This window comes from Dyadobacter sp. CY345 (genome assembly GCF_021502725.1).
GTDB lineage: Bacteria > Bacteroidota > Bacteroidia > Cytophagales > Spirosomataceae > Dyadobacter.
The window spans coordinates 597,164-616,248 of sequence record NZ_JAKFFS010000003.1 but is presented as its reverse complement, the minus strand read 5'-3'; the positions used below and the strand labels follow the sequence as shown (position 1 = coordinate 616,248).

27 protein-coding genes are annotated in these 19,085 nt (G+C 40.4%); 1 reads left to right on the top strand and 26 read right to left on the bottom strand.

The window, feature by feature from the left end:
- The 26 genes from secY to rpsL form a co-directional block, all read right to left on the bottom strand.
- Complete coding sequence (gene secY, locus L0657_RS16460) at positions 1 to 1,314, bottom strand: preprotein translocase subunit SecY (RefSeq protein WP_235151852.1); 1,314 nt, start codon at positions 1,312 to 1,314, stop codon at positions 1 to 3.
- Positions 1,315 to 1,379: 65 nt separating this feature from the next.
- Entirely contained in the window at positions 1,380 to 1,826 is a 447-nt protein-coding gene (gene rplO, locus L0657_RS16455) for a 50S ribosomal protein L15 (protein ID WP_159469521.1), read from the bottom strand.
- A gap of 14 nt (positions 1,827 to 1,840) precedes the next feature.
- Entirely contained in the window at positions 1,841 to 2,020 is a 180-nt protein-coding gene (gene rpmD / locus L0657_RS16450; RefSeq protein WP_159469519.1) for a 50S ribosomal protein L30, read from the bottom strand.
- A gap of 37 nt (positions 2,021 to 2,057) precedes the next feature.
- The gene (gene rpsE, locus L0657_RS16445; RefSeq protein WP_090341189.1) at positions 2,058 to 2,573 is read right to left on the bottom strand and encodes a 30S ribosomal protein S5; all 516 of its coding nucleotides are present in this window, start codon (positions 2,571 to 2,573) and stop codon (positions 2,058 to 2,060) included.
- Positions 2,574 to 2,588: 15 nt separating this feature from the next.
- Entirely contained in the window at positions 2,589 to 2,942 is a 354-nt protein-coding gene (gene rplR, locus L0657_RS16440; RefSeq protein WP_137342285.1) for a 50S ribosomal protein L18, read from the bottom strand.
- Between the two features lie 49 nt (positions 2,943 to 2,991).
- On the bottom strand, positions 2,992 to 3,546 hold the full coding sequence (gene rplF / locus L0657_RS16435; RefSeq protein ID WP_234648035.1) for a 50S ribosomal protein L6: 555 nt from the start codon (positions 3,544 to 3,546) through the stop codon (positions 2,992 to 2,994).
- Between the two features lie 21 nt (positions 3,547 to 3,567).
- Entirely contained in the window at positions 3,568 to 3,966 is a 399-nt protein-coding gene (rpsH, locus tag L0657_RS16430) for a 30S ribosomal protein S8 (protein ID WP_090341180.1), read from the bottom strand.
- Positions 3,967 to 4,043: 77 nt separating this feature from the next.
- Positions 4,044 to 4,313, bottom strand: coding sequence for a 30S ribosomal protein S14 (gene rpsN / locus L0657_RS16425; protein WP_090341179.1), 270 nt, complete (start codon positions 4,311 to 4,313; stop codon positions 4,044 to 4,046).
- 27 nt (positions 4,314 to 4,340) lie between these two features.
- Positions 4,341 to 4,901 (bottom strand): 50S ribosomal protein L5, encoded by a 561-nt coding sequence (gene rplE, locus L0657_RS16420; protein ID WP_090341178.1) that lies wholly within the window; start codon positions 4,899 to 4,901, stop codon positions 4,341 to 4,343.
- A gap of 79 nt (positions 4,902 to 4,980) precedes the next feature.
- The gene (rplX, locus tag L0657_RS16415) at positions 4,981 to 5,322 is read right to left on the bottom strand and encodes a 50S ribosomal protein L24 (protein WP_234648036.1); all 342 of its coding nucleotides are present in this window, start codon (positions 5,320 to 5,322) and stop codon (positions 4,981 to 4,983) included.
- A gap of 49 nt (positions 5,323 to 5,371) precedes the next feature.
- A complete protein-coding gene (gene rplN, locus L0657_RS16410) occupies positions 5,372 to 5,740 on the bottom strand; it encodes a 50S ribosomal protein L14 (protein ID WP_090341176.1) in 369 nt (122 codons plus the stop codon).
- Between the two features lie 3 nt (positions 5,741 to 5,743).
- Positions 5,744 to 6,007 (bottom strand): 30S ribosomal protein S17, encoded by a 264-nt coding sequence (rpsQ, locus tag L0657_RS16405; RefSeq protein ID WP_090341174.1) that lies wholly within the window; start codon positions 6,005 to 6,007, stop codon positions 5,744 to 5,746.
- A 16-nt stretch (positions 6,008 to 6,023) separates the two neighbouring features.
- Positions 6,024 to 6,218 (bottom strand): 50S ribosomal protein L29, encoded by a 195-nt coding sequence (rpmC, locus tag L0657_RS16400; protein WP_137342289.1) that lies wholly within the window; start codon positions 6,216 to 6,218, stop codon positions 6,024 to 6,026.
- A 43-nt stretch (positions 6,219 to 6,261) separates the two neighbouring features.
- Complete coding sequence (gene rplP, locus L0657_RS16395; protein ID WP_090341168.1) at positions 6,262 to 6,687, bottom strand: 50S ribosomal protein L16; 426 nt, start codon at positions 6,685 to 6,687, stop codon at positions 6,262 to 6,264.
- A gap of 47 nt (positions 6,688 to 6,734) precedes the next feature.
- On the bottom strand, positions 6,735 to 7,562 hold the full coding sequence (gene rpsC, locus L0657_RS16390) for a 30S ribosomal protein S3 (RefSeq protein ID WP_137342291.1): 828 nt from the start codon (positions 7,560 to 7,562) through the stop codon (positions 6,735 to 6,737).
- 18 nt (positions 7,563 to 7,580) lie between these two features.
- Positions 7,581 to 7,982, bottom strand: coding sequence for a 50S ribosomal protein L22 (gene rplV / locus L0657_RS16385; protein ID WP_090341163.1), 402 nt, complete (start codon positions 7,980 to 7,982; stop codon positions 7,581 to 7,583).
- Between the two features lie 55 nt (positions 7,983 to 8,037).
- Positions 8,038 to 8,316, bottom strand: a complete 279-nt coding sequence (gene rpsS, locus L0657_RS16380; protein ID WP_137342292.1) for a 30S ribosomal protein S19 — start codon at positions 8,314 to 8,316, stop codon at positions 8,038 to 8,040.
- A 10-nt stretch (positions 8,317 to 8,326) separates the two neighbouring features.
- Positions 8,327 to 9,151 (bottom strand): 50S ribosomal protein L2, encoded by an 825-nt coding sequence (rplB, locus tag L0657_RS16375; protein ID WP_090341157.1) that lies wholly within the window; start codon positions 9,149 to 9,151, stop codon positions 8,327 to 8,329.
- A 45-nt stretch (positions 9,152 to 9,196) separates the two neighbouring features.
- Positions 9,197 to 9,484: a 50S ribosomal protein L23 gene (rplW, locus tag L0657_RS16370; protein ID WP_090341154.1), complete on the bottom strand. Its 288-nt coding sequence runs from the start codon at positions 9,482 to 9,484 to the stop codon at positions 9,197 to 9,199.
- A gap of 2 nt (positions 9,485 to 9,486) precedes the next feature.
- Entirely contained in the window at positions 9,487 to 10,116 is a 630-nt protein-coding gene (gene rplD / locus L0657_RS16365; protein WP_090341152.1) for a 50S ribosomal protein L4, read from the bottom strand.
- 4 nt (positions 10,117 to 10,120) lie between these two features.
- Positions 10,121 to 10,741: a 50S ribosomal protein L3 gene (rplC, locus tag L0657_RS16360; RefSeq protein ID WP_234648037.1), complete on the bottom strand. Its 621-nt coding sequence runs from the start codon at positions 10,739 to 10,741 to the stop codon at positions 10,121 to 10,123.
- Positions 10,742 to 11,023: 282 nt separating this feature from the next.
- Positions 11,024 to 11,329, bottom strand: a complete 306-nt coding sequence (rpsJ, locus tag L0657_RS16355) for a 30S ribosomal protein S10 (RefSeq protein ID WP_015813787.1) — start codon at positions 11,327 to 11,329, stop codon at positions 11,024 to 11,026.
- A gap of 137 nt (positions 11,330 to 11,466) precedes the next feature.
- On the bottom strand, positions 11,467 to 13,587 hold the full coding sequence (gene fusA / locus L0657_RS16350; protein ID WP_234648038.1) for an elongation factor G: 2,121 nt from the start codon (positions 13,585 to 13,587) through the stop codon (positions 11,467 to 11,469).
- A 457-nt stretch (positions 13,588 to 14,044) separates the two neighbouring features.
- Entirely contained in the window at positions 14,045 to 15,271 is a 1,227-nt protein-coding gene (locus L0657_RS16345; protein WP_235151851.1) for a hypothetical protein, read from the bottom strand.
- A gap of 192 nt (positions 15,272 to 15,463) precedes the next feature.
- On the bottom strand, positions 15,464 to 15,931 hold the full coding sequence (rpsG, locus tag L0657_RS16340) for a 30S ribosomal protein S7 (protein WP_090341140.1): 468 nt from the start codon (positions 15,929 to 15,931) through the stop codon (positions 15,464 to 15,466).
- Positions 15,932 to 16,054: 123 nt separating this feature from the next.
- Positions 16,055 to 16,465 (bottom strand): 30S ribosomal protein S12, encoded by a 411-nt coding sequence (rpsL, locus tag L0657_RS16335; RefSeq protein WP_090341137.1) that lies wholly within the window; start codon positions 16,463 to 16,465, stop codon positions 16,055 to 16,057.
- A 630-nt stretch (positions 16,466 to 17,095) separates the two neighbouring features.
- Here rpsL and L0657_RS16330 point away from each other — a divergent pair.
- A complete protein-coding gene (locus L0657_RS16330) occupies positions 17,096 to 19,036 on the top strand; it encodes an OmpA family protein (protein ID WP_235151992.1) in 1,941 nt (646 codons plus the stop codon).
- Positions 19,037 to 19,085: the final 49 nt, after the last annotated feature.

The following is a 19,085-nucleotide window of genomic DNA, read 5'->3' as shown; positions in this document are numbered from 1 at the left end:
TCAGATAGCAACACTTTCAGTCCTACCTTTTACACGTCCTGATTTCATTAGTCCTTCATATCTTCTCATCAGCAAGTAACTTTCAACTTGTTGCAAAGTATCCAAAACAACACCTACCATAATAAGTAAAGACGTTCCTCCGAAGAAATGCGCGAAGTCCGTTGATACACCAGCCATACTAGCAAAAGCAGGCAAGATAGCTACAAGAGCTAACATAAGTGAACCAGGGAAAGTGATGCGGTCAAGAATAGAACTGATGTATTCAGAAGTTTGCTGACCTGGTTTAACACCAGGGATAAAACCGCCTCCTCTTTTCATATCATCTGCAATTTGCTGGGGATTAACCGAGATTGCAGTGTAGAAGAAAGTGAAAACGATGATAAGGAAAGCAAACAATAAATTGTACTGCCAGGTTGTATAATTTGCGAATATCGTGGCAACGTTACTAGCGAAGTCACTTTTTTCAGCAAAATAAGAGGCTCCAAGAGAAGGAATGAACATTAACGCCTGAGCGAAAATAATTGGCATAACACCAGCTGCGTTCAATTTCAATGGAAGGTACTGACGCTGGCCACCCATAACCCGGTTACCAACTACCTGTTTTGCATATTGTATCGGAATACGACGTACTGCTTGCGTTAACATTACAGCACCCATAATTACGAAATACAAGGCAACGATTTCCAGAACGAAAAGCAAAATTCCACCCGTTCCTCTTGATTGAAACTCTTTAAGAATTGCACCCGGAAAACGGGAAACAATACCAATCATAATCAACATAGAGATACCATTTCCGACACCCTTATCCGTAATACGCTCTCCCAACCACATACAGAACATAGTTCCGGCTGCAAGAACAAAAACAGATGATATAGAAAACAAGCTGCGGGAAACAAGCAATGCTTCATCAGGAACCGTTGTATTTAAATACGCAGTTCCTTGTACCAGTGTTACAACAATCGTAAGAACCCTTGTAATTTGATTTAACTTCTTACGCCCGGACTCTCCTTCTTTTTGCATCTTCTGGAAATACGGCAGCGCCATAGTCAAAAGCTGAATAGCAATGGAAGCAGAAATGTAAGGCATGATACCAAGAGCAAAGATGGAAGCTTTACTAAAAGCTCCACCTAAGAAAGTATCAAGAAGACCTAATAAACCCTGTGATGAAAAATTCATCTGATCCGGTTCTACACCAGGCAAAGCTACATAAGACCCTAAACGGAATATTGTTATAAACAAAAGAGTGTTGAGAATTCTGGTTCTCAACTCCTCAATCGAAAATATATGTTTTATCGTCTCAAAAAATCGTTTCATGTTATAGGGCTTACATTATCTGTTCGATAATCAAACATACACGGTTTAGAACTGAACCAACAAGGTTACAATTTAACTGCCTTACCACCTGCTTTTTCAATTGCTTCGATGGCCGATGCAGAAAAACCATTTGCCTGAACTTCAACAGCAGATGTAATCTCTCCACGGTTAAGAATTTTCACAAGGTCTTTTTTCGCACAAAGTCCGTTTTCACGAATCAATTCAAGCGTAATTACAGTAGCATTTGTTTTCTCAACAAGAGCCTGAATTGCATCAAGATTTAATGCTTTGTATTCTACTCTGTTAATGTTGTTAAAACCGAATTTCGGCAAACGTCTTTGAAGAGGCATCTGGCCACCTTCAAAACCCAATTTACGGCTGTAACCTGAACGAGACTGTGCTCCATTATGTCCACGTGCAGAAGTTCCGCCTAAACCGGATCCCTGACCACGTCCGACACGTTTTCCGACTTTAACGGATCCAGCTGCCGGTTTTAATGAACTAAGATTCATACTTTTAGTATTTATTAGATTTCTTCAACTAAAACTAAGTGACTTACCTTACGGATCATACCCGCAATGGCGTCGGTATTTTCCTGCTCAACCGAACGGTTAATCTTACCCAAGCCTAAAGCTTTGATAGTTAACTTTTGTCTTTCCGGACGATCGATAACACTTTTAATTTGTGTAATACGTACTTTTGACATAATTACTCTCAGATAAAAGGATAATCCCTTGTAAGGATTATCCGTTGAATACTTTGTCCAATTTAACTCCACGTTGGAAAGCAACCTGGTGAGGAGCTCTCATTTTCAAAAGAGCGTCAATTGTAGCTTTAATAACGTTGTGCGGATTCGAAGAACCTTTTGACTTAGCAAGGACGTCTTTGATACCGGCACTTTCAAGAACGGCGCGCATTGGGCCACCGGCAAGAACTCCTGTACCAGGAGCTGCTGGTTTGATCAATACAAATCCACCGCTGAATTTACCTTCCATCGCATGAGGGACAGTGTTTTTCAGCATAGGAATTTGAATCAAATTCTTTTTAGCATCGTCAATTCCTTTGGCAATAGCATCTGTTACTTCATTTGCTTTGCCTAGTCCATGACCTACCACACCTTTTCCGTCACCCACAACCACAATGGCAGAGAAACTAAAACGACGACCGCCTTTTACTACTTTTGCTACCCGATTGATCGCAACAACGCGTTCTTTCAGATCCGATTCGTTAACCTTTGAAGGTTTTGTATTTGTAGACATAGTCTTTGCTTATTCTTAGAATTTCAGGCCACCCTCGCGAGCTCCTTCGGCCAATGCTTTAACTTTACCATGGTACAAATATCCGTTACGGTCAAATACTACCGCAAGAATACCTGCTGCCTGCGCCTTTTCGGCAATCTTCTTTCCAACTGCAAGAGCTGCCTCTACGTTAGAACTTTCTTTTCTCTCACCAAGGTCAAGCGTCGACGCACTTACCAGGGTTATACCTTGAATATCATCAATGATTTGAGCATAGATGCTAGTGTTTGAACGGAAAACCGAAAGACGGGGACGTTCAGCACTACCTTTCACTTTCTTACGAATGTGATATTTAAGGCGTTGTCTTCTATCTACTTTTGAGGTAGCCATTTTAAATCTTATCTAAACTTAGTTAACAAAATCATCCTGTGGCTACGCACTATTTCTTAGCAGACTTACCAGCTTTGCGGCGAACGATCTCACCAACAAAACGGATACCCTTACCTTTATAAGGTTCTACTTTACGTAGAGACTTAATTTTAGCAGCAACAGAACCTATCAATTCCTTGTCAATACCTTCCAAAATTACTTTTGGATTCTGACCCTTTTCGGAAGTGGTTGTAATTTTTAGTTCATCAGGTATAGACATAAAAATATTATGTGAATAACCCAATTGCAACTCTAAAACGTTACCAACGGCGCTGGCTTTGTAACCCACACCGATGATTTCCATTTCCTTTTTGTATCCGGCTTCAACACCAATTACCATATTGTTAATTAGTGAGCGGTACAAACCGTGCAACGCTTTGTGGCGCTTTTGTTCGCTAGGACGTTTTACTTTCAATTCGTTTCCTTCGATTTCGATTGCGATATCGGTATCAACAGACTGAGTAAGCGTTCCTTTTGGACCCTTAACTGATACCAGGTTATCGTCAGATACAGAGATCGTAACGCCTGCTGGTATAGTGATTAATTTATTTCCTATTCGTGACATTTCCTGAATAACTTTAAAATATTAGTACACGAAACATAACACCTCTCCACCTACATTCAGTGTTTTGGCTTCCTTATCTGTCATAACACCTTTCGATGTCGAGATAATTACAGTTCCAAGACCACCCAAAACGCGAGGTAGTGTAGATGTCCCGGAGTACTTGCGTAACCCTGGCTTACTAACACGCTGCAATTTCACAATTGCATTTTGCTTCGTAACAGGATTGTATTTCAAGGCTATCTTGATCACACCCTGAGGGCCGACTTCGTCAAATTTATAACTCTGGATATACCCTTTATCAAAAAGTACCTTCGTTATTTCTTTTTTTATGTTGGATGCAGGTATCTCAACAACCCTGTGCTTCGCTTTGATGGCGTTTCTGAGTCTCGTCAGATAATCTGCTATGGGATCCGTTAACATTTTTTATGCCTAGTTTAAACACTCCCTTAAAACGGGAGTGCAAAGTTAAGTAATTGAAATCAGAATTGAAAGTATTCCTACCAACTTGATTTTGTAACACCCGGAATTTTACCATCAGAGGCCATTTCCCGGAACAGAACTCTTGAGATTCCGAATTTGCGCATATATCCACGAGGTCTTCCTGTGATCTTGCAACGATTGTGCAGACGTACAGGCGATGAGTTACGGGGTAATTTATCTAGGCCAACCCAATCCTCAGCAGCCTTTAATGTTTTACGCTTTTCAGCATAACGAGCTACTAAAGCTTGTCTTTTTCTTTCCCGTGCTTTTACTGATTCTTTTGCCATTGTCGGTAAATATCTTAATCTTAAGAATTATCCTTGTTTGTTCGCATTAGTGAAAGGCATACCAAGTGCTTTCAACAATTCGTAACTTTCTTCGTCAGAATTAGTTGAAGTAACAAATGTGATATCCATACCTGTGATCTTGTTTACCTTTTCGATAGAGATCTCAGGGAAGATGATTTGTTCTTTCACACCAAAAGTATAATTTCCACGACCATCAAATCCTTTGTCGCTGATTCCTTTGAAATCACGTACACGAGGCATCGCGATAGAGGTCAAACGGTCAAGGAATTCGTACATACGGTCTCCGCGTAGTGTAACTTTTGCTCCAATCGGCATGTTTTCACGCAACTTAAAGTTGGAAACCGCCTTTTTAGAAATGGTAGCAATTGCTTTCTGTCCTGTAATCAATCCAAGCTCTTCAACTCCTGTATCAACCAATTTCTTGTCAGATACGGCTGCGCCGATACCTTTGTTGATAACAATTTTAGTCAAGCGAGGTACCTGCATTACAGACTTGTACTCAAACTTTTCTTTCAGTTGCGAAACTACTTCGCTAACGTACTTTTCTTTTAATCTTGGCTGTGCCATCTTTCTGAGTTAATTATGTGGATTGCCGACCCACGCGCTTCGTATATAAAACTAACAACTGGTCCGGAAACCGGGAGACCTATAAAAAGTCTCCTGATTTTTTAGAGAACCGTTGTAACTTTCCTTTATCGTTTGCTTTACGGCCCGTACGAGTCGCTTCGCCAGTTTTAGGATCTACTACCATCAGGTTACTGATGTGAATAGTACCTTCACGTTTTTCGATGCTTCCCTGTGGGTTCTGTGCATTTGGCTTTACGTGTTTCGTAATCAAATTAACACCTTCCACAGTTGCTCTTGATTTCTCAATAAGCACAGTTTTGATAACCCCTGTTTCACCTTTCGCGTTTCCGGAGATTACTTTTACAGTATCTCCTTTGCGGATATGCAATTTTGCAGGTACGTTTTTATTTTTGCTTTCCATTTGAGGTATTCTCTAATCGGTTCTGAAGAAATACTTTTGTCTTTATTTCTTACAACACTTCCGGTGCCAGGGAAACAATCTTCATAAATTGTTTTTCACGCAATTCACGCGCTACTGGACCGAAGATACGTGAGCCACGTGGTTCGTCGTTGTTGTTAAGTAAAACGGCTGCATTATCCTCAAAGCGAATGTATGTACCATCCTTGCGGCGTACTTCCTTTTTAGTCCGTACAACCACGGCTTTTGAAACCGTTCCTTTTTTCATGCTGCTCGAAGAAAGAGCAGACTTTACTGTTACGACGATCTTATCGCCTACTGAAGCATAGCGTTTGCCAGTTCCGCCAAGTACACGAATAACGAGTACTTCCTTCGCCCCACTGTTGTCTGCTACCGACAGTCTTGATTCTTGCTGTACCATTTGTTACTTAGCTTTTTCAAGGATTTCAATTAATCTCCAACGCTTATTCTTACTAAGCGGACGGGTTTCCATAACTTTGATTGTATCACCGATACCAACCTGGTTATTTTCGTCATGCACCATAAGTTTGGTAGTTTTAGTCATAAACTTACCATATTTCTCGTGCTTAACTTTACGTTCAACAGTGATCACACAGGATTTCTCCATTTTGTTGCTCACTACCTTACCGACTCTTTCTTTCCGTAAATTTCTTTCTGTTGCCTCCATAATTTCTTAAACTGATTTACTGTTGGTTAGTTTTAGCCGACAGTTCGGTCAATAGTTTTGCAATTTCCTTACGCGAGGCGCGAATACGCAAAGGGTTTTCGATCGGCGAAATAGCGTGCGCGAATTTCAAACGAAGTAGGCGCTCTCTTTCTTGTGCGATCTGTTCTTTCAGCTGATCCTGCGACAGGTCTTGTATTTCTTTACTAGTCATTGCTTTTAATAATTAGCGTTCTTAGATAACGTTCGGGGTTGGTCTATTCTTGATAATCCCGACGTACCACGAACTTTGTTTTAACTGGCAGCTTTTGTGCAGCCAGACGCAATGCTTCGTTAGCAGTTTCCAGTGGAACACCGGTTGCTTCGAAGATGATTGTTCCCGGCTTGATTGGTGCAACCCAATACTCAGGAGCTCCTTTACCTTTACCCATACGAACCTCTGCAGGTTTCTTTGTAATAGGCTTGTCAGGGAACACACGAATCCATACCTGGCCTTCACGTTTCATAGCACGTGTAACTGAAATACGCGCTGCTTCTATTTGACGTGCTGTTAGCCAGCCTGGCTCAAGCGACTTGATTGCGAAAGATCCGAAAGCGATTTCAGCACCACGAGTGGCTAGTCCCTTTTCTGAACCTTTGTTTTTTTGTTGCTTGCGAAATTTTGTTCTTTTCGGCTGTAACATGATTCTAATCTATTTGAACCGATTTCACAAAATCGGAAAATGTCTGATTACTTCTTCTTATTTCTACTTCTCTTACGACGATCAGCTTCGCTTCCGCCGCCACCGCCTTCACTACCACCGCCACGGTTACTATCGTTTCCGCCACGACCACCTCTTCTGTCCTTGTTACGGTCGTTTCCGCCGCCAGATCCTGTTCCTCTGTCGCTTCTGTCAGCAGCAGCTGTTGCAGCACTTGGGGTCAAATCACGCTTTCCGTACAATTCACCTTTGAAGATCCAAACTTTGATACCTATTTTACCATAGATAGTTTGTGCTTCCGAGATTGCATAGTCAATATCCGCTCTCAATGTATGTAGAGGAATACGTCCTTCTTTATACTCTTCAGTACGAGCCATTTCAGCTCCACCCAAACGTCCCGCAAGACGGATTTTGATACCTTGAGTTCCTACACGCATAGCAGAAGCGATTGATTGCTTCATAGCACGACGGTAAGAGATACGAGCTTGTAGTTGTTGAGCGATTGCTTCTCCAACCAATTTTGCATCAATCTCAGGACGTTTGATTTCGTAGATGTTAATCTGAACGTCTTTTCCTGTGATTTTTTTAAGCTCTTCTTTGATCTTGTCAACTTCACTACCACCTTTACCAATTACGATACCCGGACGAGCCGTGTGAATTGTAAGCGTGATACGTTTCAGTGTACGCTCGATAACTACTTTAGAGATTGATCCTTTTGGGATACGTGCTTTTATATAGTTACGAATTTTTTCGTCTTCAACTAGTTTGTCAGAAAAATCTTTTCCTCCATACCAGCTAGAGTCCCAGCCTCTAACAATTCCTAGTCTCAGACCTATAGGATTAACCTTTTGTCCCATTCGAAATAGATCGTTTACTTATGATTCGGTGATTACTTTGTTTTCCACGCTTGCGGCAACATCCGTTGTAGCAACTTCCGCTTTGTCATCAACCACAAGTGTAATGTGGTTTGAACGCTTACGGATTCTGTGTGCTCTTCCTTGCGGTGCAGGGCGCAAACGCTTCAACATACGTCCACCGTCAATAAATACGGTTTTAACATAAAGATCAGCGTCTTCCAGCTTTGCATCTTCATTCAATTGTTGCCAGTTGGCAACTGCAGAAAGTAAAACTTTATGCAAAATTGGTGAAGAAGCTCTTGGTTGAAACTTTAACAGCGCCAACGCTTTGCTGACCTTTTGTCCGCGAATCATGTCGGCTACTAATCTCATCTTACGAGGAGAAGTAGGCACATTTCTTAATATAGCTCTTGCTTCCATGTTCTTTCAGATATAGGCTGGTTCCGATTGACGAAACCCAGCTATCGTCGACTAATTATTTTCTACCTTTATCTTTTTTGGCGGTGTGACCACGGAAGTTACGCGTTGGCGAAAACTCTCCTAATTTGTGTCCAACCATGTTTTCAGTTACATAAACCGGTATGAACTTGTTACCGTTGTGAACTGCGAATGTATGTCCAATAAAATCCGGAGAGATCATTGAGCGTCTTGACCATGTCTTTATTACCGACTTACGTGCTGCGCTGTTCATCGTCTGAATCTTGATGTCCAGACGAAAGTCGATGTATGGTCCTTTTTTTAATGAGCGTGCCATATTATTCTAATTATTTTTTACGACGGCTGATAATCAATTTCTCAGAATGCTTATTGCGATCACGAGTCTTAAGTCCTTTTGAGAACTGTCCGTTTCTTGATCTAGGCTGGCCTCCTGATGAGCGGCCTTCACCACCACCCATTGGGTGATCGACTGGGTTCATAGCAACACCACGAACTCTTGGGCGACGACCTAACCAACGTTTACGGCCTGCTTTACCGTAATTCACATTCATGTGACTTGAATTGGAAACTGTTCCAACCGTTGCGATACAAGTTGAAAGAATCATACGCATTTCGCCAGAAGGCATTTTAATAACTGCGTATTTACCTTCACGCGCTACAAGCTGAGCATAAGCTCCTGCGCTTCTTGCAAACTGACCACCTTTACCAGGAGTCAATTCAATATTGTGAACAATTGTACCAATTGGCATTGAACCTAGTGGAAGCGCATTTCCCATTTCTGGTGCTACTGAACTTCCTGAAACAATTACTTGTCCTACTTTCAATCCGTTTGGAGCGATTACGTATCTTTTTTCGTCGTCAGCATATTGTACCAGAGCGATACGTGCTGAGCGGTTTGGATCGTATTCTATTGTAAGAACTGTTGCTGGTGCATCAAAACGATTTCTTTTGAAATCGATAACACGGTATCTGCGTTTGTGACCACCACCTATATGACGCATGGTACGATGTCCGGAGCTATTACGACCACCTGTTCTTTTAACAGGCTCTAATAGGCTCTTTTCAGGTTTTGACGCTGTGATCTCCTCAAAAGCAGGAGCCATGCGAAAACGTTGACCAGCACTTGTCGGTTTTAATTTTTTAACTGCCATTGCTATACTTAACTCTTCTAAGATTTGAATAGATCAACCAAAATTCTAAGCTTCACCGTAAATGTCGATGATCTCACCTTCAGCTACTGTTACAATAGCTTTCTTAATGGTTGACGTTTTTCCACTTACAAACTTTCCACCCGATGTACGGGATTTGCTTTTACCAATGCTACGCATTGTATGAACGCTCTCTACGGTAACCCCAAACAGTTTCTCGATAGCCTTTTTGATTTCAACCTTGTTTGAAGTAAGTGTTACTTCGAAGGCATACTTTCCCTGACCACCCTGAGCCGTTACCTTTTCTGTTATAATCGGTCGTTTCAGTACACTCATCACTATTTGTTTAATAGGGTTTCCAAATTAGACAGAGCAGATTCACTTATTAAAAGGCGGTCTGCATTCATCAGATCATATGTATTTACCAAATCAACAGTAGTAACTTTCGCTTTAGGAATGTTTCTGCTTGACAGGTACACATTGCTATCAACCTCAGGAAGGATCAACAATGTTTTTGTGTTCACTAATGAAAGTGAATTAAGTACAGTCAGATATGACTTTGTTTTTGGGGCGTCAAAAGTAAATGACTCCAAAACAGATATTGCGTCAATTTTCGCTTTCGCAGAAAGAGCAGAAATACGCGCTAACGTTTTCACTTTTCTGTTGATCTTGAAAGTATAGTTACGAGGGCGAGGACCGAATATACGACCACCACCTACGAATACCGGGGATTTAATGCTACCTGCACGTGCTCCACCTGTACCTTTTTGTTTCTTGATCTTACGTGTTGAGTGATTGATCTCAGCACGTTCTTTTGACTTGTGTGTACCCTGGCGCTGATTGGCCAAGTACAATTTCACATCGAGATAGATCGCATGCTCGTTAGGTTCGATTCCGAAAATTTCTTCAGACACACTTACCTTCTTGCCGGTATCTTCTCCTTTTATATTTAATACGGACAGTTCCATGGTACTATTTCTCAATGATTAGAAATGAATTCTTTGAACCCGGTACTGAGCCACTTACAACTAGCAAGTTTTGCTCAGGTATCACTTTCAGAATACGCAAATTCTGAATTTTTACACGATTATTACCCATGCGCCCACCCATACGAATGCCTTTAAATACGCGTGAAGGGAACGAACAAGCACCAATCGAACCTGGGTGACGTGCACGGTTATGCTGACCGTGAGTTTGTCCACCAACCCCTGCGAAACCATGGCGTTTTACAACACCCTGAAAACCGCGACCTTTGGCAGAACCAACTACATCTACGAATTCACCTTCTGCAAAGATATCTTGCACTGATAGTGAAGTTCCAAGTTCATGCTCCACTTCAAATTCCTTGAACTCAACAAGCTTGTGCTTTGGAGTTGTTCCGGCCTTTTTGAAGTGACCTATTAACGGCTGAGTAGAGTTTTTCTCTTTTCTCTCGCCAAAACCTAATTGGAGGGCCTTATACCCATCCTTTTCCTCGGACCTAACTTGTGTAACAACACAAGGACCAGCTTGAATCACAGTACATGCCAGAGCCTGCCCGTCAGCATTGTACAAACTAGTCATTCCGATTTTTTTACCTATTAAACCAGACATCGTAATTAATTTAAATTAGCAGGTAAAACCCTATTCTTTAAAACGGACTGCAAAGATAGAAATTTGAAATTTTATATCAAAGCGGTATTTTATTATTTCTCACTGATAATCAGCAAAAAAGGTCAGATGTACTAAACATCTGACCTCAGTTAATTCCTGGCATTGATCGAACACAAAAAAACATTCGAATTATTACCTGAATGAGCTCAGATGTGGTTTCCAGAATTCCGGACCTTCATCCAATTATGTAATAGGTTTAAATAAATAAACCTGTAAGAATCACTAAACTTTGATCTCTACGTCAACTCCGCTTGGCAATTCAAGCTTCATTAGTGCATCAACAGTTTTTGCACTTGTAGAGAAAATGTCTACCAGACGTTTGTAAGTACAAAGCTGGAATTGTTCACGGGATTTTTTGTTCACGTGAGGAGAACGTAAAACAGTGAATTTTTCTGTTTTAGTTGGCAAAGGAATTGGACCACTAACAACGGCACCAGTTGCCTTAACAGCCTTAACGATTTTCTCAGCTGATTTGTCAACTAAGTTGTGATCGAATGACCGCAGTTTGATACGAATTTTTTGATTCATTTTATTTGCTTATTTCCGGTTCTTGAAAAACTTGATAGGAACTGATCCCGACAATCCACCAGCGAAAGAACCATTTACTTCACTGGCTTAAATATTTTTAGCCACTGCCCTTTTCAGAGCAGTGGCTAATATTTTTATTAAGCTTTAACTAAGCCTTTTGCTTTTTCAATTACTGTATCAGAGATATGCTGAGGTACAACTTCGTAGTAAGCGAATGTCAGAGAAGCAGTAGCGCGTCCTGATGACATCGTACGAAGATCCGTTACATAACCGAACAATTCTGACAAAGGAACGTCCGCTTTGATAACCTGAGCACCATTACGTGAATCCATACCTCTCATGATACCACGACGACGGTTAAGGTCACCTGTGATAGGTCCAGTGTATTCATCAGGTGTAAGTACTTCAACATGCATGATAGGCTCCATCAATTTTGAACCTGCGTGACGTGCTGATTCTCTGAAACCAATTTTAGCAGCTAATTCAAAAGATAGTGCATCTGAATCGACATCGTGGAATGAACCGTGGTACAAACGCACTTTCATCGAATCCAAAGGATAACCTGCAAGGGCACCATTTGACATAGATGCTTCGAAACCTTTCTGGATTGGTGCGATAAATTCACGAGGAATAGTACCACCCACAATCTGGTTAACGAACTGTAAACCAGTTTTTGGCTCTTGTCCTTCTTCGTTGTCGTCTCTCGGTCCGATTTCAAAAAGGATATCGGCAAATTTACCACGACCACCTGTTTGTTTCTTGTAAACTTCACGGTGCTCATAGTTCTTAGTAAGAATCTCTTTGTAAGCAACCTGAGGTGCACCCTGGTTTACTTCCACTTTAAATTCACGACGCATACGGTCGATGATAATTTCAAGGTGAAGCTCTCCCATTCCTTTGATGATCGTCTGACCAGTTTCTTCGTTACTTTCAACTTGTAACGTAGGATCTTCTTCGATCAACTTCGTGATTGCCTTAGAGAAGTTATCGCTATCTGCTGCTTTCTTAGGCTCGATTGCGTAACCAATTACCGGCTCAGGGAATACCATTGATTCAAGAACGATTGGGTTCTTTTCGTCAGATAAAGTATCACCAGTTTTAATATCTTTGAAACCTACTACCGCTCCAATATCACCCGCTTCAAGACGATCAATCTGATTTTGCTTGTTTGCGTGCATTTGGAAGATCCGGGAAATACGCTCCTTGTTTCCTGAACGGTTGTTCAATACATAAGAACCTGAATCCAGATATCCTGAATAAGAGCGGATAAAGCAAAGACGTCCCACATAAGGATCCGTTGCAATTTTAAACGCTAGTGCACAGAAAGGATCTGCATCCGTTGGCTGGCGAGAAATTTCAAGACCAGTACGTGGATCAGTTCCGATAATGCTTTCACGATCCTGAGGAGAAGGCAAAATTGCCATCACGTAATCAAGCATCGTTTGAACACCTTTGTTTTTGAAAGAAGAACCACAAACCATAGGAACGATTTTCATGCTGATTGTCGCTGCGCGCAAAGCTGCAAGAATTTCGTCTTCTGAGATTGAAGCTGGATCTTCAAAATATTTTTCCATCAAAGTGTCGTCAAATTCAGCAACAGCTTCAAGAAGTTTTTCTCTCCATTCAGTTGCTTCTTCCAACATATCTTCAGGAATAGGAACTTCTCTGAAAGTCATTCCTTTATCTTCTTCATTCCATTCGATACCACGGAAGTTAACCAGGTCAACCACTCCTCTGAACGTATCTTCAGCACCGATCGGCAATTGAAGAGGTACTGCGTAGCTACCAAGCATTTCTTTCACCTGAGCACAAACTTTCAAGAAGTCTGCACCAGAACGGTCCATTTTATTTACGAAACCGATACGTGCTACATTATAGTTGTTAGCCAGACGCCAGTTAGTTTCTGACTGAGGCTCAACACCATCAACCGCACTGAACAAGAAAACCAATCCATCCAATACACGAAGGGAACGGTTTACCTCAACAGTAAAGTCAACGTGACCCGGTGTATCGATAATGTTGATATGGTATTTTTCATTACGGTAAGTCCAGTCAACTGTTGTCGCCGCCGAAGTAATGGTAATACCACGCTCCTGCTCCTGCTCCATCCAGTCCATTGTAGCAGCACCATCATGTACTTCTCCAATTTTGTGGCTTACTCCTGCGTAATAAAGGATACGCTCGGTGGTTGTAGTTTTACCCGCATCAATGTGCGCAGCAATACCAATATTTCTTGTTAATCTTAGATCACGTGCCATGGCAAATGGTGCTGTTATTTATATTCGTTGTGCAATTCAATTCTTGTAGGAAGCTCTGAATAATATTAGGGCATTTTCACACCACTGCAAAAAATTCAGAGTGCAAAAGTATAAATAGTTGATTATAAAAACAATGAGTATGGATTATTTTTTGAAGAAAATTTGAAAAATAACTTGATCATTGGCAATCGTTAAACAACGTCATGAACTTACGTAAGAATAAAAATAACAGAACCGGGCACAAAATGTGATCACTGGAAAATTATTTACCAAAAAATATGATTATTTGTAAGTAATATCGCCAAATTATCAGCAAATGATTGATAGAACAATTTCCCCCCGATCTTCTTGACCATCTTAGAAAGCCACAGGTAACTGTTATCACCGGAATGATAAGAGCTGACAATCGGCTACGGCATAAAATGCAGTAGCCGAATAAATAACTCCAATTACGATATCAATTACATACTTGCCATTTAATTGAATCAGAAATAAACCAGTTGTAATCAACACTCGAAACTGGTATTTTATTCACGCAAACTACTGACAAATTTGGGCAATCGTGAACGGAACAAGCCTTCAATTCTGTGAGAGGACGTAAGTCAAGATTATCTATAACCAAGTCAAAAAGATATAGTGCCGTTAGTTGTTTGTTAGTTGTAAAATCAAGTTTCGGCATTTTTGCATTTCTTATTAAAAGCGTATCCAGTTTATTGTTTTTACTCAGGTCCAGATTAACAGGTGTCAAATCATATACATACAACTGACGCAAATCCGTCATACTGCTTAGATCAACAGAGGATAGCTCCTTCCCGATTGTTAATATTCGCATCATTTTGGTCTGATTAAAATCAAACGATGTTAAGGCAGTTCCTCTTATATTCAAAACTTCCAGACCCTGAGGAATTTTTAAACTTGAAATCTTAGCCCCATAACAATCCAGCGATTTCAAGCCTGACAATGCCGCCAGGTCGAGCACTTTTAATCCCGTATAAACACAACTTATTTCTTTAAGCTGAGAATTCTTCGTGACATCTAATGTTATAATATTCGTATTGAAATTTAAATTCAAATTCTCCAAAGCCGTATTATTGCTGATATCAATTGCTTTTAATTGATTGTATTCACAGTTTAAAACCTTAAGATTCACATTATTTGAAACATCCAAGTGCGTTAATAAATTTTTACCGCAATTGAGATCAGTTAAAGCCAAATTTTTAGTCAAATCTAAGGATGACAGAATATTTCCAGAACATTTTAGTGATTGGAGGGACTTGCAGGAAGTGACATTCAAATATTTCAGTGTACCTGCTATACCTTCATCATCGCCTGTATAAATATCGAGTTTCTCTAATTTGATATTCTTATTCAAGTTAAGCGAATCAAGTCTTGGTTTATATACTGTCAATGATTTTAAATTGACAAAAAACTCAATCCCTTTTAAGCTTTTGATATTACTCCCGGCAATCTCAAGATTTTCAACATCTTTAACGTCTGAGTATCTAACTAACCCATCTTCCCTCATTTGTTTATCGATTCCTAATCGAATTAATTCCTTTTGAAAAACCGGGTCAAAACTTACGAGGGTACGGCTGTCTATCGAACCTTCTTCTGGTTCAACCTTTTTGGAACGACAGGAAAAAATAACGATCAGGCAAAAGCCCAGAATGCAAAAATTTTTCATAGCTAAAATTTTCAGGTGAGTTGTTGAGTAAAAGCTTCTTAACTATTTTTGAATATAAAATTAAATACTTAATGCAAACCTTAAATTTAAACTAAAAATCCAAATTGTAACCATTCGTGCATACAATAAAAAATCCGGCTACCGCATAAAATGCAGTAGCCGGATTTAACAGATACGTTATGAAACGCTTTCCTAGAAACGGAAATGCGAGAATGCTTTGTTCGCATCCGCCATACGGTGCGTATCGTCTTTTTTCTTAACAGCAGCTCCTTCACCTTTAGCAGCAGCAACGATTTCGCCAGCCAAACGGTCTACCATAGTTTTTTCTCCACGCTTACGAGCGTAGTTGATCAACCATTTCATACCCAAAGCTTGCTTGCGTTCCGGACGTACTTCTGTTGGAACCTGGAAAGTAGCACCACCAACACGACGGCTTTTTACTTCAACAGATGGAGTTACATTGTTCAATGCTTTTTTCCATGTTTCAAGACCACTTTCGCTGGTTTTTTTCTCAACCACTTCTAGTGCGTCATAAAAAATTGTGAAAGCAATGCTTTTCTTGCCTTGAAGCATCAGGTTGTTTACAAATTTTGTAACCTGTACATCTCTGAACTTAGGATCAGGCAGGATATATCTTTTCTTTGGTTTGGACTTTCTCATTTTTGTACTTAATGTTTTACACGAGGTTTCGTTTTGCAACTTATTCACCCTGAACAGAATCCAGGATTACTTCCCTTTTATTTATCAGAATAGTTCTTTAATAAAAGCAGAGAGAGTTACTTTTTATTTTTTCTTACCTTTTACCGGTGCTGCAACTTGTCCTGGTTTAGGGCGTTTTGCACCGTATTTAGAACGACGTTGTTTACGTCCGTTAACACCAGCTGTATCCAATGCACCACGGATAATGTGGTAACGAACACCTGGTAAATCTTTAACACGACCACCACGGATCAAAACGATCGAGTGCTCTTGCAAGTTGTGGCCTTCACCCGGGATGTAGGCATTCACTTCTTTGTTGTTAGAAAGACGAACACGCGCAACTTTACGAAGTGCTGAGTTCGGTTTCTTTGGCGTTGTGGTATATACACGAGTACATACTCCACGACGCTGAGGGCAAGAATCCAAAGCCGGTGACTTGGATTTCCATGTAATGGTCTCTCTACCTTTACGGACTAATTGTGAAATAGTTGGCATTTAATGAATTGATTTTAATCTAGTTAATCAACTAATCGATTGTTTTACAAACGGTTTTCCCGAAAAATCGGACTGCAAAAGTAACAGACCAAGACTGATTTTCAAAATGTTAATTCTTTTTTTTACAGATTGTTAAATTAATTTGTTCATAATTAATGCTTTCGTATTCATTTTTACCAGCTTGTTAACAACAATAAACACGTATAGACCTGGCCAGTCGTGTTTCGTGGCATCTCAAAATATTTTATTGCAACAAAAATAATTATTCTTATGTACTCCGCTTAGACTCCGAACGAGGAGGAAGAAAGGGAAGGCAGAAGTGAATGCGGTTCCAGATAAATTCAGGATAAAAGACTATCATAAATCAATAATTAATGCTTCGTAACTATTTTATGACAATGAATGACTATTTTGGGAGCAATAATTAACTTATGAATAAAAAATTCTGCTGTCTATATCCAGAATTTTATTTCCAAACGTTGTTTTAGTAGTATTGTCTTTTGTAACCCATAAACGCCTATCAATTCGTTAGCATTTATACTTAATTATATGAAAATATTGCGGTGTAATTTTACCCTCGTTATTAGTTTCCTGATACTGGGAGCATTCCTGACTGGCTGTAATTCTGCTATGCAGGCTTATAAGGACGGCCTGAAGAAGTTCGACAATGGTGAATATGATCTCGCTATTAAAGGTTTGCAAAAAGCAGAACAGGCCAATTACGAACCTGTGCAAACAAGTTTCCTGATTGCTGAATCTTATCGTCTTTCAAACCGCTTTAAAGAATCGATTCCATATTATAAAAAAGCATTGGATGGCGGGATCACTAATCCGGAAGCGCAATTTCAATATGCCTATGCTTTAAAAACAACCGGACAATATCCGGAAGCTTCCAATCAGTTTGCACTTTTTGCAAAGGCTCCGACAAGCCCTAAAATTTTACAGGAACGCGCACTTCGTGAAATTGAAATTCTGAAAATTACAGATAAGCTTCGCATTGAAAAAATGCCGGACGTCCAGTTAAAAGATATTCCATTCAATGGACCTGGTTCAGAATTCTCTCCGACGGTACTTGGAAATGCGCTGGTTTTTTCTTCTTCCAAGAAAGAAAAAATATACAAGAATAACGGCCAGCCAATGCTGGGCCTTTACAAAATTGCGATTGGAAAAGATGCTGGTGAAACACAGGGAACAACAGAATTATTCAGCAAAGAAATTTTAGACCCTGAGGCTAATGAAGGTTCTCCGGCTTTTAGCCCGGATGGCAAAACGCTTATCTTTGCACGCGGAAACACTGGCAAGAAGAAAGGAACAGCCGATGTTGACTTATATCAAAGCCGTAATGTTAACGGACAATGGACAGTACCAGGCATTTTACCTATTAATGATTCGCTTGCCTGGGACGGTTCTCCATCATTTTCCCGTGATGGAAAAACGTTATATTTTGCATCAAATCGTGCGGGTGGTGCAGGTGGAATTGATTTATACAGAACAAATATTGATGCTTCCGGCCGTTTCAGCAAACCTGTGAATATGGGCCGCGATATTAACACTGCCGGCGACGATATGTTCCCGTATGTTGCCGAAGGTGGAGTTCTTTATTTTGCTTCTGACGGACATCCCGGCTTAGGAAAACTGGATTTATTTTCGGCAACACGTACACAAGGTATCATCACGATTGAAAATCTCGGACTGCCATTTAACAGCCCGCAGGATGATTTCGGACTTGTTTTTTATAAAAATAAAGAACAAGGATTTTTCGCCTCCAACCGGGAAGGTGGGAAAGGGGATGATGACATTTATTATTTCTTCAAACCGGAAGCACCGGACAGTACTATTGCCCAAAAAGATCCTATGGATCCTTTGAATCCGCAAAACCCGAATTATATCGAAGGGAAATTAAAATCTGTTCGTTACTTCCTGGCCGGAGATGTGTATGACAACGCCACAAACCCGACACCGATCGATTCGGCTATTGTGCATATTTTACCTGATACTTCCGATACACAAATTGCCCAGCTTAAAACAAATGCTGCCGGCAAATTTGGAACACAACCTGTTGAGGAAGGCAGATCTTATGTCCTGCTGGTGGAACGCAAAGGATTTATTAGCAAAAGAGAACCGTTTTCGATGAATGGCAGAAGCATTCCTCCGATCTTCCTTACAAAGGCTGTTACTGATACGACCTTTCAGGTTTCTATCAAACTCGACAGACTGGAATTGAACAAGACTTTTGTACTGGATAACATTTATTACGATTTAAATAAATACAATATTCGTCCGGATGCGGCAGTGGAACTTGACAAATTAGTTCAGATCCTGAAAGACAATCCAACGATGAATATTGAGCTGAGCTCTCATACGGATGCACGTGCTACGGATGCCTATAACATGACACTTTCTCAGAACAGAGCTGAGTCAGCCATAAAATATCTGAATTTAAAAGGAATCGATGCGGAACGATTGACAGCGAAGGGATATGGTGAACGCCAGCTTATAATTCCAAATGCAAAAACAGAAGAAGAACATCAGCGTAACCGTCGTACAGAATTTACGATTTTGAGTTACTAAGACGAATAGATTGAGACATTTTCGAATCCAGCAAATTAGTTTGAACGAC

What these genes read in the sequence shown, in the direction of transcription:
- secY (WP_235151852.1), bottom strand. Translation starts at nt 1,314, where the DNA reads ATGAAACGATTTTTTGAGACGATAAAACATATATTTTCGATTGAGGAG.
- rplO (WP_159469521.1), bottom strand. Translation starts at nt 1,826, where the DNA reads ATGAATCTTAGTTCATTAAAACCGGCAGCTGGATCCGTTAAAGTCGGA.
- rpmD (WP_159469519.1), bottom strand. Translation starts at nt 2,020, where the DNA reads ATGTCAAAAGTACGTATTACACAAATTAAAAGTGTTATCGATCGTCCG.
- rpsE (WP_090341189.1), bottom strand. Translation starts at nt 2,573, where the DNA reads ATGTCTACAAATACAAAACCTTCAAAGGTTAACGAATCGGATCTGAAA.
- rplR (WP_137342285.1), bottom strand. Translation starts at nt 2,942, where the DNA reads ATGGCTACCTCAAAAGTAGATAGAAGACAACGCCTTAAATATCACATT.
- rplF (WP_234648035.1), bottom strand. Translation starts at nt 3,546, where the DNA reads ATGTCACGAATAGGAAATAAATTAATCACTATACCAGCAGGCGTTACG.
- rpsH (WP_090341180.1), bottom strand. Translation starts at nt 3,966, where the DNA reads ATGTTAACGGATCCCATAGCAGATTATCTGACGAGACTCAGAAACGCC.
- rpsN (WP_090341179.1), bottom strand. Translation starts at nt 4,313, where the DNA reads ATGGCAAAAGAATCAGTAAAAGCACGGGAAAGAAAAAGACAAGCTTTA.
- rplE (WP_090341178.1), bottom strand. Translation starts at nt 4,901, where the DNA reads ATGGCACAGCCAAGATTAAAAGAAAAGTACGTTAGCGAAGTAGTTTCG.
- rplX (WP_234648036.1), bottom strand. Translation starts at nt 5,322, where the DNA reads ATGGAAAGCAAAAATAAAAACGTACCTGCAAAATTGCATATCCGCAAA.
- rplN (WP_090341176.1), bottom strand. Translation starts at nt 5,740, where the DNA reads ATGGTACAGCAAGAATCAAGACTGTCGGTAGCAGACAACAGTGGGGCG.
- rpsQ (WP_090341174.1), bottom strand. Translation starts at nt 6,007, where the DNA reads ATGGAGGCAACAGAAAGAAATTTACGGAAAGAAAGAGTCGGTAAGGTA.
- rpmC (WP_137342289.1), bottom strand. Translation starts at nt 6,218, where the DNA reads ATGACTAGTAAAGAAATACAAGACCTGTCGCAGGATCAGCTGAAAGAA.
- rplP (WP_090341168.1), bottom strand. Translation starts at nt 6,687, where the DNA reads ATGTTACAGCCGAAAAGAACAAAATTTCGCAAGCAACAAAAAAACAAA.
- rpsC (WP_137342291.1), bottom strand. Translation starts at nt 7,562, where the DNA reads ATGGGACAAAAGGTTAATCCTATAGGTCTGAGACTAGGAATTGTTAGA.
- rplV (WP_090341163.1), bottom strand. Translation starts at nt 7,982, where the DNA reads ATGGAAGCAAGAGCTATATTAAGAAATGTGCCTACTTCTCCTCGTAAG.
- rpsS (WP_137342292.1), bottom strand. Translation starts at nt 8,316, where the DNA reads ATGGCACGCTCATTAAAAAAAGGACCATACATCGACTTTCGTCTGGAC.
- rplB (WP_090341157.1), bottom strand. Translation starts at nt 9,151, where the DNA reads ATGGCAGTTAAAAAATTAAAACCGACAAGTGCTGGTCAACGTTTTCGC.
- rplW (WP_090341154.1), bottom strand. Translation starts at nt 9,484, where the DNA reads ATGAGTGTACTGAAACGACCGATTATAACAGAAAAGGTAACGGCTCAG.
- rplD (WP_090341152.1), bottom strand. Translation starts at nt 10,116, where the DNA reads ATGGAACTGTCCGTATTAAATATAAAAGGAGAAGATACCGGCAAGAAG.
- rplC (WP_234648037.1), bottom strand. Translation starts at nt 10,741, where the DNA reads ATGTCTGGTTTAATAGGTAAAAAAATCGGAATGACTAGTTTGTACAAT.
- rpsJ (WP_015813787.1), bottom strand. Translation starts at nt 11,329, where the DNA reads ATGAATCAAAAAATTCGTATCAAACTGCGGTCATTCGATCACAACTTA.
- fusA (WP_234648038.1), bottom strand. Translation starts at nt 13,587, where the DNA reads ATGGCACGTGATCTAAGATTAACAAGAAATATTGGTATTGCTGCGCAC.
- L0657_RS16345 (WP_235151851.1), bottom strand. Translation starts at nt 15,271, where the DNA reads ATGAAAAATTTTTGCATTCTGGGCTTTTGCCTGATCGTTATTTTTTCC.
- rpsG (WP_090341140.1), bottom strand. Translation starts at nt 15,931, where the DNA reads ATGAGAAAGTCCAAACCAAAGAAAAGATATATCCTGCCTGATCCTAAG.
- rpsL (WP_090341137.1), bottom strand. Translation starts at nt 16,465, where the DNA reads ATGCCAACTATTTCACAATTAGTCCGTAAAGGTAGAGAGACCATTACA.
- L0657_RS16330 (WP_235151992.1), top strand. Translation starts at nt 17,096, where the DNA reads ATGCAGGCTTATAAGGACGGCCTGAAGAAGTTCGACAATGGTGAATAT.